At 70.0% G+C, this 14,183-nt stretch carries 12 protein-coding genes; 3 read left to right on the top strand and 9 right to left on the bottom strand.

The genetic code is table 11. The features are described 5' to 3' along the window. Window positions 1-39: 39 nt before the first annotated feature. From F0U44_RS15755 to F0U44_RS15740, 4 genes are all read right to left on the bottom strand, one after another. Window positions 40-1,860 (bottom strand): AMP-dependent synthetase/ligase, encoded by a 1,821-nt coding sequence (locus tag F0U44_RS15755; RefSeq protein ID WP_149729314.1) that lies wholly within the window; start codon window positions 1,858-1,860, stop codon window positions 40-42. A 79-nt stretch (window positions 1,861-1,939) separates the two neighbouring features. After that, on the bottom strand, window positions 1,940-2,581 hold the full coding sequence (locus F0U44_RS15750) for an MOSC domain-containing protein (RefSeq protein WP_149729313.1): 642 nt from the start codon (window positions 2,579-2,581) through the stop codon (window positions 1,940-1,942). 267 nt (window positions 2,582-2,848) lie between these two features. Continuing rightward, entirely contained in the window at window positions 2,849-3,868 is a 1,020-nt protein-coding gene (locus tag F0U44_RS15745) for a DUF695 domain-containing protein (RefSeq protein ID WP_149729312.1), read from the bottom strand. A 34-nt stretch (window positions 3,869-3,902) separates the two neighbouring features. Beyond that, window positions 3,903-4,775, bottom strand: a complete 873-nt coding sequence (locus tag F0U44_RS15740) for an aminoglycoside phosphotransferase family protein (RefSeq protein ID WP_223163715.1) — start codon at window positions 4,773-4,775, stop codon at window positions 3,903-3,905. A 20-nt stretch (window positions 4,776-4,795) separates the two neighbouring features. On the opposite strand from F0U44_RS15740, the gene F0U44_RS15735 reads away from it, so the two are divergent. Further along, entirely contained in the window at window positions 4,796-5,860 is a 1,065-nt protein-coding gene (locus F0U44_RS15735) for an NAD-dependent epimerase/dehydratase family protein (protein WP_223163714.1), read from the top strand. Window positions 5,861-5,874: 14 nt separating this feature from the next. Here the strand turns inward: F0U44_RS15735 and F0U44_RS15730 are convergent, their stop codons facing one another. Further along, window positions 5,875-6,984, bottom strand: coding sequence for a PQQ-binding-like beta-propeller repeat protein (locus tag F0U44_RS15730; RefSeq protein ID WP_149729310.1), 1,110 nt, complete (start codon window positions 6,982-6,984; stop codon window positions 5,875-5,877). After that, complete coding sequence (gene lepA, locus F0U44_RS15725) at window positions 6,981-8,861, bottom strand: translation elongation factor 4 (protein ID WP_149729309.1); 1,881 nt, start codon at window positions 8,859-8,861, stop codon at window positions 6,981-6,983. Before lepA ends, F0U44_RS15730 begins: the two co-directional genes overlap by 4 nt. Before the next feature lie 81 nt (window positions 8,862-8,942). On the opposite strand from lepA, the gene F0U44_RS15720 reads away from it, so the two are divergent. After that, on the top strand, window positions 8,943-9,890 hold the full coding sequence (locus tag F0U44_RS15720; protein WP_149729308.1) for a phosphotransferase family protein: 948 nt from the start codon (window positions 8,943-8,945) through the stop codon (window positions 9,888-9,890). Here the strand turns inward: F0U44_RS15720 and F0U44_RS15715 are convergent. Continuing rightward, the gene (locus F0U44_RS15715) at window positions 9,880-10,335 is read right to left on the bottom strand and encodes a hypothetical protein (RefSeq protein ID WP_149729307.1); all 456 of its coding nucleotides are present in this window, start codon (window positions 10,333-10,335) and stop codon (window positions 9,880-9,882) included. The two genes, F0U44_RS15720 and F0U44_RS15715, sit on opposite strands and share 11 nt — an antisense overlap. 168 nt (window positions 10,336-10,503) lie before the next feature. On the opposite strand from F0U44_RS15715, the gene rpsT reads away from it, so the two are divergent. After that, window positions 10,504-10,764, top strand: a complete 261-nt coding sequence (gene rpsT / locus F0U44_RS15710; RefSeq protein WP_149729306.1) for a 30S ribosomal protein S20 — start codon at window positions 10,504-10,506, stop codon at window positions 10,762-10,764. Between the two features lie 76 nt (window positions 10,765-10,840). Here the strand turns inward: rpsT and holA are convergent, their stop codons facing one another. After that, window positions 10,841-11,788, bottom strand: a complete 948-nt coding sequence (gene holA, locus F0U44_RS15705; RefSeq protein WP_246160532.1) for a DNA polymerase III subunit delta — start codon at window positions 11,786-11,788, stop codon at window positions 10,841-10,843. Window positions 11,789-11,798: 10 nt separating this feature from the next. Then, window positions 11,799-14,150, bottom strand: coding sequence for a ComEC/Rec2 family competence protein (locus tag F0U44_RS15700; protein WP_246160531.1), 2,352 nt, complete (start codon window positions 14,148-14,150; stop codon window positions 11,799-11,801). Window positions 14,151-14,183: the final 33 nt, after the last annotated feature.

The following is a 14,183-nucleotide window of genomic DNA, read 5'->3' as shown; positions in this document are numbered from 1 at the left end:
AGTCGGCGCGCCTGTGCGATCGCTGTGCGGCGTCTGTCCTCAGCTGTAGAACGAGGCGATGAGGTCCTTGTTGTTGGCCTCGACGACGGCGCGCTTCACCTTGAGCGACGGGGTGAGCTCACCGGACTCGATGGTCAGGTCGTGGTCGAGGATCTCCCACTTCTTGATGGTCTCCCAGCGGTTGAGCTGGCCGTTGAGCTGCTCGACGTAGTCGCCGATCATCTCGACGATCTTCGGAGACTTGACCAGCTCCTCGTAGGCGCCGGACACGCCGTTCTCCTTGGCCCAGCCCGCGATCGCGTCGGGGTCGAGCGTCACGAGCGCGCTGACGAAGTTGCGCTCGGCGCCGAAGACCATGAACTGGCTGACGAAGGGGCACAGCGCCTTGAACTTGGCCTCGATGGCCGGCGGGGCGATGTATTTGCCGCCCGACGTCTTGAAGAGCTCCTTGATGCGTCCCGTGATCCGCAGGTAGCCGTCCTTGTCGAGCTCACCCTTGTCACCGGTGCGGAGCCAGCCGTCGGCCGTCATCGCCTCGGCCGTGGCCTCGTCGCGGTTGTGGTAGCCGGCCATGATGTGCGGGCCCTTGAGCTGCACCTCGCCGTCCTCGGCGATGCGGACCTCGGTGCCGGGGAAGGGCATGCCCACGGTGCCGATCTTGTACTGGTCCGGGTGGTTGACCGTCGCGCCCGCGGCGTTTTCCGTCATGCCGTAGCCCTCGAGGATGAGGATGCCAGCGGCGTGGAACCAGGAGGCGATCTCCGCGTTGAGCGCGGCGGACCCGGAGATGAAGAACTTCACCCGGCCGCCGAAACGGTCGCGCACCTTGCTGAAGACCAGCTTGTCGAAGAGGGCGTGCTGGAGCTTGAGCGGCAGCGGCACGGACTTGCCGGCCATCGTGAGCTCGTCGACCTTGGTGCCGACCTCGAACGCCTTCTTGAAGATCTTCTCCTTGGCACCGCCCTCGGAGGCCGTCATCGTGACGATCCGAGCGTGCGCCTTCTCGAAGATGCGCGGGGCGGCACCCATGAAGGTCGGCTTCACGATGCCCAGGTTGTCGACGATCTTGTCGACGCGGCCGTCGATCGCGGTGGCGAAGCCACAGGCGAGCTGGGTCGACAGGAGGACCTTGCCGAACGAGTGGGCCATCGGCAGCCAGAGGAACTGCAGGTCGGTCTCGTCGAGGATGCCCTGCGCCTTGATCGCCTCGCCCTCGAAGACCCACGCCTTGTGCAGCGTGCGCACGCCCTTGGGCTTGCCGGTCGTTCCGGAGGTGTAGATCAGCGTCGACAGCTGGTCGGGACGGATCTCCTTGGCGACCGTCTCGATCGCGTCGGGGTGCTCCTTGAGGTAGGCGTCGCCGAGCTCGCCGAGCGCGCCCATCGTGATCACCCAGTCGCCGTCGGCGATGGAGTCGTCGAACGAGATGACCTTCTCGAGGCCGGCCAGCTCGGCACGGTGGGCCTGCAGCTTCTCCAGTTGCGAACCGTCCTCGACGAAGACGAAGCGGCAGGAGGAGTCGCCCAGGATGTAGGCGGTGTCCTCCGCGCCGGTCGACGGGTAGACCGTCGTTGTGGCGCCTGCGGCGCACATGACCGCGAGGTCGGCCTGGATCCACTCGTAGCGCGTCGAGGACGCGATGCCCACACGCTGCTCCGGCTCGAGGCCGAGCGAGAGAAGACCAGCGGCCAGTCGGCGTACGGAATCGCCCGCCTGGGCCCAGGTCACCGACTCCCACGCCTCACCGCGCGGGAAGCGGAAGGCCTCACGCTTGCCCGACGCCGCCACCCGGTCCAGGAACTGGGTGGCCACGTTCTGCGGCATGTGGTCGAGGAAACTCGTGTCGAAATTGATGGGCATGACACTCCTCATGCGAGCCGAGAACGACAGGATCTTTCGTAAACCTAGATCACGCGCACCGCTCCCGGTAGCGAACCCCCTACGGGTTGAGATATTCGTCGACCTTCCGACGCACCCGATCGGCCAATCCGTCGATCGCGAGGAGCTCGGGAAGGCGGGTCCGATCGAGGTTGAGCGCGACGAACAGGTCCTGCACGGACACGCCGTGTGCCGGCTCGTGGACGACCTCGATGGCGTCGCCCGCGGTCAGGGTGCCGGTCTCCAGCACACGCAGGTAGGGGCCTGGTCGGAGCGCTGCGGTGAACCGCTTCACCCACGCGGAGTTGTCGAACCCGCTGAGCCCCATCCACCCCTTGAAGTCGTTGCACGGCGTGCGGACTCCGGCGATCTCGAGCATCACCTCGCCGATCCGCAGCCGGGTGCCCACCTGCGCGCGGTTGAGGTCGATGCCCTCGGTCGTGAGGTTCTCCCCGAACTGACCGTCGCGGATCGCGAGGCCGAGCTCGGCCTCCCAGAACGCGAGGTCTTCGCGGGCGTAGGCGTAGACCGCCTGGTCCGGACCGCCGTGGTGGGCCGTGTCGGAGACCTGGTCGCCCGCGATGCCGAGCCGGGTCACCTGGACCGCACCCTCGAGCGCCTGCTTGTCGATCGAGGTGAAGCCGATGCCCGCCCAGTCGGCGTCCTTCGGGAGTCCAGCACTGACGGAGCAGAGGCGAGGCATGGCGCCATCCTCCCAGCCGGTCGGTGTCAGCGTCGCGCGATTTCCTCGCTACCGGATGCAGGGACGCTTGCCCACGATGATGACCTGGCCGGGCCCCGGCGGGTCGCTCCACCGCGGTGCGCGTTCCTGACAACCGATAGGCGCGCCGGGAGCAGCATCGATCTGCTCACCCAGCGGAGGACTCCAGCGATTCGGCTCCGCGTACGCCGTGCGCGATCGGAGGGGATTTCGTGAACTAGGTTCACGGAGATCCCTCCACTTCGGTGCTCAGCCAGTCATGTGGCGGACATGGGACCAGGCTGGATCGGCGGTCGCCTGAAGGGAGACCCTCCGCTGCTGGGCCCACCTGCGAAGGTCGGCGTCGACGTTCTGGTCCTCGCCATCGGTGTAGACGTGGAACCGCCGAGATCCGCAGTGCGACTCGTGGCCGACAAGGACGCCGCGTGTGCCCGCCACGGACTCGAGCTCCTCCTCCATCGCCTGCAGTTCCTCGAAGGCGGCGTCGTCGGCCGGCAGCCCGTCGGGTTGGGCGCGGTAGCGGGCGGTGACGAGCTGGTGCCGATCGAGTGTGGGGTGGTCCAGCCAGCGGAGTCCCCGGCGGAACAGCGCCATGCCCGGCCGCCCCTTCTCGTCCGCGAAACGCGCGAGGGTCCACTCGTTGATGTCCCGCTGCGACCGGATCTGATCAACCGCGGAGACGACGTCCTGAGCGGTACCGCCGAGGCCAGGGGGCACCACGAGGGGCTCGATGTGCCCGAGCCACCGCTCGACGTCATCCTCACCGAGCAACCAGTCGAGGAGCAGGTAGCTGACCTGACCGCGGACCTGGTCGGACAGATCCGGAAAGCGTGGGTGGAACACCCCGATGTGAACACGCAACTCTTCGGGCGAGGACTCCACGCGGAAGGTCGTCTCGGCGAGGTTGATCCTGGCCCCGGCGATCTCGAGCGTCTGACCAGCGCCCGCGGGATCCGCCTCCTTGCTGCTCCGGAACTCCCACGTCTCGGTGGGCGCGGGCGCGGCCCGCAACCAGCGCTCGGCCGCGGGGCGCACTGCCGCGACGCCTCCGGCAGAGACCGTCAGGCGGTGCTCAGAGTCCACGCCCTTCCCGAACTCCCACACGAGCTCGGGGTGAATCGACGCCACAAGCTCTGCGAGCTCGTCGGTCAGTGGCGAGATCCGATGCGGATCGACTCGGTGGCCACGCGCCTCCCACCAGCTCCAGAACGCGCTGACGGGGTGGCTGACGCGTTCGGAGCTCGGCTGACTCCGACGAAAGAGACCCATGGGGCCACTCTTCCAGGCTCGCGACGGAGACGTTTCAGTCCTGCACAGCCTTGGCGATCGTGATCGACGTCGTGATGACGTCGCGCTCGTCGGGCGACAGGTCTCGCCCGGCGCGGACCGCGTCGGCGAAGGCCCAGTGGGCGTTGAGCACGCTGCGCACGATCACCCAGTCGCGGGCGCGGGCCTCGTCGAAACCGGCGGTGTCCACGAGCGTGTGGAAGCGGCGGCGGATGCCGTCGCGGACGGAGCCGACCCCACCGGCAGCGCCGTACTCCTCGAAGCGATTGCGCAGCATCGGCGCGAGCTCGTAGTGCGGATCACCGTTGGTCGGCTTGGGGTCGATGGCGAGCCAGGTCGGCTCGCCTCCGCGCAGGCCGAGGAGGACGTTCTCGTAGTGGAGGTCGCCGTGGATCACCGCCGTCGCGGGCTCCGCGCAAAGGTCCGTGGCCAGGGACACCGCCTGCTCGACGAGGCGTCGCGGGAGCGGTACGGCGTGCGCGTCGTCCTGCAGGGCTGCGGTCCAGCGGCCGACGAAGGCTGCCTGGTCGCGCAGCTGCGGCATCGGGGGGACGTGGAGGCGGGCGTAGAGCCCGGCGACGATCTCGCACGCCTCCTGGTCCCAGTGGTCGGAGAGGTTGGTGGCCTCGAGCCGCTCGAGCAGCAGCGCGCGGCGCGCGGGATCCGCCCGGATCATCCGCACCGCTCCCCTGCCACGCCAGCGCTGGAGCGCGAGGTGCTCGTGCTCCGACTCCACGTCATCGAGCGTGACGAGCTTGAGCGCGGCGGGGATCCCGGCGGGCGTCCGCACCGGGAGAACCATCGAGCACGCCCCGTGCATCGCGGCGCCATCGAGGCGCAGGTCCCACTCCGCGAGGACGGCCTCGACACGAGCGGACGGGATGGTCACCACACCGCTAGCCTGCCATTGTGAAACACGTTCTAGTTACGGGCGCCTGCGGTCTCGTGGGCACGGCGGTCGTCGATCGGATGGCGGCCGACGGGTGGCAGGTCACCGCGACCGACCTCGACATCCCCGCCAACCGGAAGGCGGTCGCCCGGCGCCGGGGACCGGGGAGTCCCACGTATCGGTGGGGCGACCTGACGAACAGTTCCGAGGTCGCCGTACTCCTGAAGGAGGCGCAGCCCGACGTCGTCGTGCACCTCGCGGCGGTCATCCCGCCCACCTGCTACGCCGCGCCCCGCGTGGCGCGCGCCGTCAACGTGGGTGCTGTGGAGATCCTCGTCGCTGCCGCCGAGCGCCTCGCCCGGCCACCCCGGCTCGTGATGGCGTCGAGCGTCGCCGTGTACGGCGCCCGCAACCCGCACCGCGACCTCGGCCTGCTGACGGTCGACACCCCTCCGGACCCCGCGGACAGCTACGGCCAGCACAAGACCGAGGCCGAGGCGATCCTGCGGGCGTCGAGCCTGGAGTTCGTGGTGCTTCGGCTCGGCGGCGTCCTGACCGTCGAGGCGGGGACTGCAGGCAACGAGGCCCTGGAGTTCGGCGCGATGCTGCCAGCAGACGGCCGCATCCAGACCGTCGACGTCCGCGACGTGGCGACCGCCTTCGCTGCGGCATCGGCCGCGCCGGTCGTCGGCGAGACGTTCCTCATCGGCGGGGATGACAGTCACCGCCGCGTCCAGGGCGAGATCGGGTCGGACATCATCGAGGCAATGGGCCTGGCCGGCGCGCTGCCGGTCGGGCGACCGGGCAACCCGGACGACGACACCTCGTGGTTCGCCACGGACTGGATGGACACCGCGTCCGCGCAGGCCGCTCTGGACTTCCAGCACCACACCTGGGACGGCATGCTCGCCGAGATCCGCGAGCGCGCCGGGTGGAAGCGTCCGCTCCTGCGCGTGCTCACCCCCGTCGTGCGGGTCGCGCTTGCGCGGCGCTCGCCGTACCGAGGCGCTCCGGGGACCTACGCGGACCTCTGGGGCAAGGTGCGCGCGAAGTGGGGCGAGCCCGCACCCGATCCGGTCGGCTGAGTGGCCGGAGCGGCTCAGCGCAGGTTGTCGACGGTGATCGAGCGCACCGTGTCGCCGACGATCTCGAGCAGCAGCCCCTGATCGGCGATGACGTAGCCGTCCGCGCCGGTGAGCTCCTCCCCCGTCGTTGAGTCGAGCACCACCTGAGCGGTCGGGTCGTTGCTCGCGGCCCCGAAGACGATGACCCCGGACCCGATCTGGACGCGGAGCCCATCGACGTCGCTGCGCGCCGCATCGGAGGTCCAGGTGCGCTTGCCGGTCTTCAGGTCGAGGCCGACGATCGCGCCGCCGCTGTCGAAGGCCACGATCGTCGACGTCGACAGGTCGGCGGCCCGGGTCCAGATGCCCGTCAGGCGGAGGTCCTCGTCAGCGGTCCAGATCGGCTCCAGGTCAGGAAGACCGACCAGCTCGAGCCCCTCGACGGTCTGCAGCAGCATCCGGTCGTCGTCGACCTGGGCGGTGGCATCGCCGGTCCGGCCGAGAATGCTGCCGTCGGCCAGGTCGACCAGGTCGCCGTCGATGTCGTCGACCAGGGTCGGCGAGAGGGTCGTGACCGGGTTGGCCTGCACCGTGTCCTGCGAGGCGACCTGGGCGCCGGTGCGCGCGTCGAGCACCACCCAGTCATCGTCGACCAGCCCGTCGAGCAGCACCGAGCCACGGCCGCGATAGCTCGCGAACAGCGTGGGAGCCTCCTCGACCGACCAGAGCTGCTCGCCCTCAGGGGTGAAGCCGGCGACGACCTTGGTCAGCCCCTCGCTGAGGTTGGCGTTGGCCTGCTGGGCCTCGATCACCACGACCGGCCCGTCGGCGGTCGGGACGCAGCCACCGCTCGTACGCCAGTGGCGGTCGACCACGACCGCAGATCCGTAGGGCGCCGTCACCTCCGGCGCCACCACGCGGTCCTTGCTCACGAGCGCGACCTGGGCGCCCTCCCCGGGCGCCGACATGACGGCGATCGAGCCGCAGGTGTCGAGAGCACCGTCCGCGACGGCAGCGACGTTCCAGTGCAGGTCGGTCAGGGCGTCGTACGACGGCTCCGGCCGCCCCGGCTCCTTGTCGTCGCCCGAGCAGCCCGCCGCGAGAAGCGCCAGCGCGGCGAGCGGAGCCAGCAGCTCCCGCTTCACTTCTTCGGCTTGTCGCCTGCCGGGCCGGTGGTCGAGAGCGCGGCGACGAACGCCTCCTGCGGCACCTCGACGCGACCGACCATCTTCATCCGCTTCTTGCCTTCCTTCTGCTTCTCGAGCAGCTTGCGCTTCCGGGTGATGTCACCGCCGTAGCACTTGGCAAGCACGTCCTTGCGGATCGCACGGATGTTCTCGCGGGCGATCACGCGCGCGCCGATGGCGGCTTGGATCGGCACCTCGAACTGCTGACGCGGGATGAGGTCCTTGAGCTTGCCGGCCATCATCACGCCGTAGGAGTAGGCCGCGTCCTTGTGGATGATCGCGGAGAACGCGTCGACCGGCTCGCCCTGGAGCAGGATGTCGACCTTCACCAGGTCGGCGGCCTGGTCGCCGGAGCGCTCGTAGTCGAGGCTCGCGTAGCCCTTGGTGCGGCTCTTGAGCTGGTCGAAGAAGTCGAAGACGATCTCGCCCATCGGCAGGGTGTAGCGCATCTCGACGCGGTCCGCGGACAGGTAGTCCATGCCCTGCAGGTTGCCGCGCTTCTCCTGGCACAGCTCCATGATCGTGCCGATGTAGTCGGACGGGCTCAGGATCGTCGCCTTGACGACCGGCTCGCGGACCTCGGCGATCTTGCCCTCGGGGTATTCGCTCGGGTTGGTGACCTCGAACTGCTTGCCGTCCTCCATGTGCACCTCGTAGACCACGTTGGGCGCGGTCGAGATGAGGTCGAGGTTGAACTCGCGCTCGAGACGGTCGCGGGTGATCTCCATGTGGAGCAGCCCGAGGAAGCCGATGCGGAAGCCGAAGCCCAGCGCGCCGGAGGTCTCGGGCTCGTAGGTGAGCGCCGCATCGTTGAGCTGGAGCTTCTCCAGCGCGTCGCGCAGGACCGGGTAGTCGTCGCCGTCGATCGGGTAGAGCCCGGCGTAGACCATCGGGTTGGGGTGCTGGTAGCCGCCGAGCGACTCGGTGGCGCCGTGGTGCTGGGAGGTGACCGTGTCACCGACCCGCGACTGGCGGACGTCCTTCACACCGGTGATGAGGTAGCCCACCTCGCCGACGCCGATCTCCCCGGCCTTGACCGGCTCGGGGCTGATCACGCCGACCTCGAGCATCTCGTGCACGGCGTTGGTCGACATCATCTTGATGCGGTCGCGGTGCTTGAGGCTGCCGTCGACGACCCGGACGTAGGTGACCACGCCGCGGTAGGTGTCGTAGACGGAGTCGAAGATCAGCGCGCGGGCCGGCGCGGTGGCGTCGCCGACCGGCGGGGGCGTCTGCTTCACGATCTCGTTGAGCACCGTGTCGACGCCGAGGCCGGTCTTGGCACTCACTCGGAGCACGTCGCTGGGGTCGCAGCCGACGATGTTGGCCAGCTCCTCGGCGTACTTGTCCGGGTCGGCGCTGGGCAGGTCGATCTTGTTGAGCACCGGGATGATGTGGAGGTCGGCGCCCATCGCGAGGTAGAGGTTGGCCAGGGTCTGGGCCTCGATGCCCTGGGCCGCGTCGACCAGCAGGATCGCGGCCTCGCAGGCCTGGAGGCTGCGCGACACCTCGTAGGTGAAGTCGACGTGTCCGGGGGTGTCGATCATGTTGAGGATGTAGGTGCCGGGCTCAGCGCCCTCAGCGTTGCCCTCGGGGACGGTCCAGGGAAGCCGGACGGCCTGGCTCTTGATCGTGATGCCACGCTCGCGCTCGATGTCCATCCGGTCGAGGTACTGCGCACGCGCAGCACGCTCGTCGACCACCCCGGTGAGCTGGAGCATCCGGTCAGCCAGCGTCGACTTGCCGTGGTCGATGTGGGCGATGATGCAGAAGTTGCGAATGATCGCGGGGTCGGTGCGACCGGGCTTCGGAGCGGATGCGGCATTGACGGGCATGGTCCACCCATTCTTCCAGGGGAGCCGCCAATCCGCCGAGTCGGCGACGGCTCTGGACCGGCACGCGAGAAGATGACCCGCGTGACGTCTTCCCCTCTGCCGACCCGGATCCCGCACGGTAGGACCGCGCGCCGGCTCGAGTGGACCTTCCTCCCGCCGCACCTCCGCAAGGAGATCGAGCACCGGATCGGCTCGTCCGTCGTGGAGGCGCAGTCGCGTGCGTCCGGGTTCACGCCCGGGTTCGCGTCGGTCCTGGTCTGCGCCGACGGGAGCCGCCACTTCGTCAAAGCCGCCTCCACCAAGGCCCAGAAGATGTTCGCCGACGCCTACCGCGAGGAGGCGCGCAAGCTCGGTCTGCTGCCGCCCGGCGTGCCCGCACCGCAGTTGCAGTGGCTCCACGACGCCGACGACTGGGTCGCCCTCGGCTTCGAGTACGTCGACGGGCGCGCTCCCCTGCGTCCCTGGCTCCCTGACGAGCTCGCCGCTGCGTCACGGATGGCGGTGGAGGTCGCCGCGCTGCTGACGCCCGCCCCGGCCGGCATCGAACGCGCGGTCGACGCGTTCGCCGACTGGCCGAGCATGTGGGACGACGTCGACCACCCCCGCGCGGCCGACTGCCGGGCCCTCGCCGCGCGCTTCGCCGAGGTCGTCGACGGGGACACCGTGGCGCACACCGACATCCGCGACGACAACCTGCTGGTGCGCCCGGACGGCACGGTCGTGATGTGTGACTGGAACTGGCCGGTCGTGGGCGCTGCGTGGCTCGACTCGCTCTTCCTGCTCATCGGCCCCCGCGGCGACGGGCTCGACGTCGAGGCACATCTCGCCGCCCACCCGCTGCTCTCCTCGGTCGACCCCGAGGACATCGACGTGGTGATCGCGCTCATCCTCGGCTACTTCTACGAGTCCGCCGCCCTGCCGGTGCCGCCGACGTCGCCGTACATCCGAGAAGCGCAGGCCTGGCAGCGCGACGTGCTCGACAACTGGCTCGCCGAGCGGCGCGGCTGGGAGCGTCGGCTCAGCTCGTGAACTTCGGGTCGATCACGACGGCGAAGCGGTCGGTCGGGTCGACGTAGACGTCGACCACCGACTCGGGCTGCACCCGCGGGATCGCCATCTGCGACACCAGCGTGCGGTAGCTCACCTCGTAGGGGTCACCACCCTCGGGCTGCACCTCGAGGAGGAAGTCGACGTAGGGGTCGTTGTTCATCGCCCCGTTGTTCTTGGCGCTGAGGATCCGCGCCTTGGCGAGCGTGCCCTGATCGAGGATCCGCGCACGCTCCCGGCTGCGGGCCCGGCTGCGTTTGACGGCCACGGTGATCGCGAAGACGGCGATCGCCGCGCCCAGGCCGAGCGCGACGCCGATCAGGGCGTCGCTCTCCTCGACCGCAGCGATGATGACCAAGGTCCAGAAACCCATCGAGCCGACAGCGACCAACATCGCCGGGAGGGGAGACTTCACGGGGGGTGCCACGGGGGGAATCTGCCACACCAGCACGATTTGGGGGTGGTCCGGCACCGCTGTTAACCTTGCCTGTCGCGTCAACCGCAGGTCTTCGCCTGCCCCCAAGATTCATACGACGCGCTCCGGACCAGACCAGTTTTCATCGATCCGACGGATCAAGACACCAAAGGCGTAGCAGTGGCGAACATCAAGAGCCAGATCAAGCGGAACAAGCAGAACGAGAAGCGTCACGAGCGCAACAAGGCCGTCAAGACCGGCCTCAAGACCGCCGTCCGCAAGTTCCGCGAGGCCGCCGAGGCCGGCGACAAGGACCAGGCCATCGCGCTCGGCCAAGAGGCCACCAAGAAGCTCGACAAGGCCGCCTCCAAGGGCGTCATCCACAAGAACCAGGCCGCGAACCGCAAGTCCGCGATCATGAAGAAGGCCGCCTCTCTCTGAGGCCCCTGGCTCCGGTCCGGAGCACCGCACTTCGACGAAGGCGCTCACCCTGAGGGTGGGCGCCTTCGTGCGTCTGTCAGTGAGCCTCGCGGTAGGAGGCGATCGTCAGGACGAGCCGCTCGAGCGTGTAGGACGCGTCGCTCGACTGACCCTTGAGGTCGGCGTCGGCCGTCGCCACCGCGCGGATCGCCCGGGCCAGACCCTGGGGCGTCCAGCCACGGGCCTGGTTGTTGAGGTTCTTCAGCTTCCAACCGGGCATGCCGCCGTCGCGGTTGCCGGCGACGTGATTGGCGAGCGAACGCAGCTGCCCGGTCACCGCGGAGAGGATGTAGACCTCGGACGTGCCGCTCTCGATCGCCCAGCGCAGCTCCTGCAGCGCGAGCGCGCGGTTGCCGGCGAGCATGGCGTCGGCGATCTCGTAGTTCTTCACCTCGGCGCGGCCGCCGAAGTAGCGGCCCACCTTCTCCTCATCGATCCGCTCCCCCGGGAAGTCGCTGACCAGCTGGTCGACGGCCGCGGCGAGCGATCGCAGGTCGTGGCCGACGGCCACGACGAGCACCTCGGCCGCGCGCTTGTCGAGGTTGGCGCCGCGACGCTTGGCCTCGCTGGTCGCGAAACCACCCATCTCCCAGGCCTTGATCTCCGGCGACTTCACCTCGGTGACCGGGCCGAGCTTGCGCAGCTTGGTGAGCACCCCGGACCCCTTGGGCCCGCCGCCGTGGACCAGGACGAGCGCGACCTCCTCGGCCGGCTCGGCGGCATAGGCGAGGAGGCCGTCGACCGACTCGTCGGGCAGGTTCTCCAGATTGCGTACGACGACGCAGCGCACAGCGGAGAAGAGCGACGGGGCCGACAGCTCACCCAGGGTGGCCAGGGTCAGCTCCGCGGCCCCGGCCTCGGAGATCTCGGCCTCCGGATCGTGGGCGCGGACGGTCTGACGGACCTCGTCGACGGTGCGAGCGCTGAGGTATTCCTCCTTGCCGGTCACCAGGATGACTCGACCCAGCACCTCCTCCGCCCGCATGGGTCGGAGCCTAGTGGTCGGTGACGACATGGGGTCCGGCCTCCCCCGCCAGCACGGCGATGTCGCCGTCGGTGTCGGTGCGGGCGACGACGGTGCCGTCAGCCGTCAGGGCGCTGAGGAGGTCGACGTCGGGGTGGCCGTAGTCGTTGTCGGCCCCGACGGACACCACCGCTGCCGTGGCCTGCAGCGAGCGGAGCCAGTCGAGGTCCTGATGCCTGCTGCCGTGGTGCGGGACCTTGAGCACGTCGATCACCAGGCCGGGGAGGGCAGCAGCCAGTCGCGCCTGGCCGGGCGGTTCGACGTCGCCGGTGAGGAGCAGCCGCAGGCCGTGCGACTCGACGAGGAGGACCTCGCTGTTGTCGTTGGCCAGGCTGCCGTCGCCTGGCCCGACCACCGGCTCGGGCAGGTCCGGCCAGAGGACCTGGAGGGTGACGCTGCCGTAGGTCCGGGTCACTCCTGGGGTGGCCGCGGTGAGCTCGAGCGAGGCGCTGCGCGCGACGTCGCGCACGGCGGCCACACCGACATCGGGATCGAGCATCGGGGTCGCCTCGATCGCCCCGACCGAGCGTCCCCGGAACACACCGGGCAGCCCGTCGACGTGATCGGCATGGAAGTGCGTGAGCACCACCAGCGGCACCTCGGTCACCCCGAGTCGGTCGAGGCAGCGGTCAACAAGGTCGGGGTCAGGACCGGCGTCGACCACGATCGCCGCGTGAGCGCCCACCGAGAGCGCGAGCGCATCCCCTTGGCCGACGTCGCAAGCGACGAGCACCCAGCCCGGAGGAGGCCATCCCCCGAACCAGCGCGCGGGCCCTGCGGCGATCCGGGCGGGGACCCCGAGGACGACGAGGACCGACCCGATGAGCAGGAGGGCTCCGACCCGGCGGTGCCGGAGCAGCACGGGAGCCGCGGCGGCGGTCGCGAGGCAGAGCACGACGATGAGCGCGAGGGCGAGTGGGGTGACACCCCAGGAGAGGGTCGCGCCCGGCAGCGTCGCGCCGCGCTGGGCGACCCAGACGATCCAGCCGACGCAGAGCCCAGCCAGGGTGCCGAGAATGCGTCCCAGAGGCTCGGCGACCAGCCCCACGAGGCCGCCCCCGAGGCCGAGGACGGTCGCCGGTCCCACGACCGGCTCGACCAGCAGGTTGGCGAGGACCGCGACCAGGCTGACCTCACCGGAGATCGCCGCGATCACCGGGGTGCACGCGAGCTGGGCGGCGAAGGGCACCGCGATGGCCGCGGCCAGCGGCATCGGGAGCCAGCGCGCGAGCGCGGCCTGCACCGGCGGTCCGATCAGGACGATGCCCGCCGTCGCCAGGACCGAAAGGGCGAAACCAGCCGACGTCGCCAGGGACGGCGAGACCAGGAGCAGGAGGGTGACCGCGACCCCCAGCGCCCGCAATCCACGTCGGCGACCGTCGTTGCCGAGGGCGAAGAGCCCGACCGTGCCCATCGCGGCCGCGCGCAGCACGCTCGGCTCGGTCCTGGCCAGAAGCACGAAGCCGACGATGCCGAGCAAGCCGATGACCGTCAGCCACCGGCGTCGCACCCCCACTGCCCGCGCGAGGAGCAGCAAGAAGCCCACGACCAGAGTGAGGTTGGTGCCCGACACCGCGGTGAGGTGGGTGAGCCCAGTGTCACGGAAGTCCTGCTCGAGGTCGGCGGGCACCTCGGCGTCATCGCCGTCGACGAGCGCAGGCACCAGCGCACGCTGTGCTGCCGGTCGGCCGGCGACCGACTGCCGGATGGACGACCGCACCGCGGCCGCCCCGCGCCACCACAGGTCGGGGCCGCGGATGCGGACGGGCGGTCGTGCGCCGGTCACCATCGCGGCCACCTCTGCGTCGTCCGCCGGCGCCAACCTCCCGGTCGTCCGCACGCGCGAACCGAGATCGGCACGCTCCCATGCCGGATCACCGATGACGACGAGGAGAGCGCCCAGCGCGTAGGTCGTGCCCCGGGCGACCACGGCGTCGACCCGCAGCCTGACCACGACCTGGCGCCCCCAGGGACCCTCGATCACCGCTGGGTCGGACACCACGGTGCCCGTCACGTCGGCCACCGCACGCCGCTGCGCCAGGTCGGCCACGACGCTGCTGTCAACGGCCTCCCCGCGAAGGAGCGTCGCCGACGCGACTCCGGCCGCCACCACCAGGCACGCGGCGCCGAGCCGGACGGCCCGATCGCCCAGCAGGCGGATGCTGACCGCGAGCAGGACGCCCACCAGGCCGACGGCCACCAGCGCTCCCGCGCCCGACCGAGCACCCGCGAGACCGCCGAGCCATCCGGCAGCTCCCACCGCCGCCATCCGGTAGTCGTGCCGCGGCCGACGGTCGTCGGCTGCGATGTCGGGGGCATCCATGCGCGGCAACGTAGGAACGAACGCCCACGGATC

Origin of the sequence: Nocardioides humilatus (assembly GCF_008373755.1) — a bacterium.
Classification (GTDB): domain Bacteria; phylum Actinomycetota; class Actinomycetes; order Propionibacteriales; family Nocardioidaceae; genus Nocardioides; species Nocardioides humilatus.
This window is presented reverse-complemented; position numbering and strand designations above follow the sequence as displayed.

Coding starts and splice junctions, on each gene's coding strand:
- F0U44_RS15755 (WP_149729314.1), bottom strand. CDS start 1,860: ATGCCCATCAATTTCGACACGAGTTTCCTCGACCACATGCCGCAGAAC.
- F0U44_RS15750 (WP_149729313.1), bottom strand. CDS start 2,581: ATGCCTCGCCTCTGCTCCGTCAGTGCTGGACTCCCGAAGGACGCCGAC.
- F0U44_RS15745 (WP_149729312.1), bottom strand. CDS start 3,868: ATGGGTCTCTTTCGTCGGAGTCAGCCGAGCTCCGAACGCGTCAGCCAC.
- lepA (WP_149729309.1), bottom strand. CDS start 8,861: ATGCCCGTCAATGCCGCATCCGCTCCGAAGCCCGGTCGCACCGACCCC.
- holA (WP_246160532.1), bottom strand. CDS start 11,788: ATGCGGGCGGAGGAGGTGCTGGGTCGAGTCATCCTGGTGACCGGCAAG.
- F0U44_RS15700 (WP_246160531.1), bottom strand. CDS start 14,150: ATGGATGCCCCCGACATCGCAGCCGACGACCGTCGGCCGCGGCACGAC.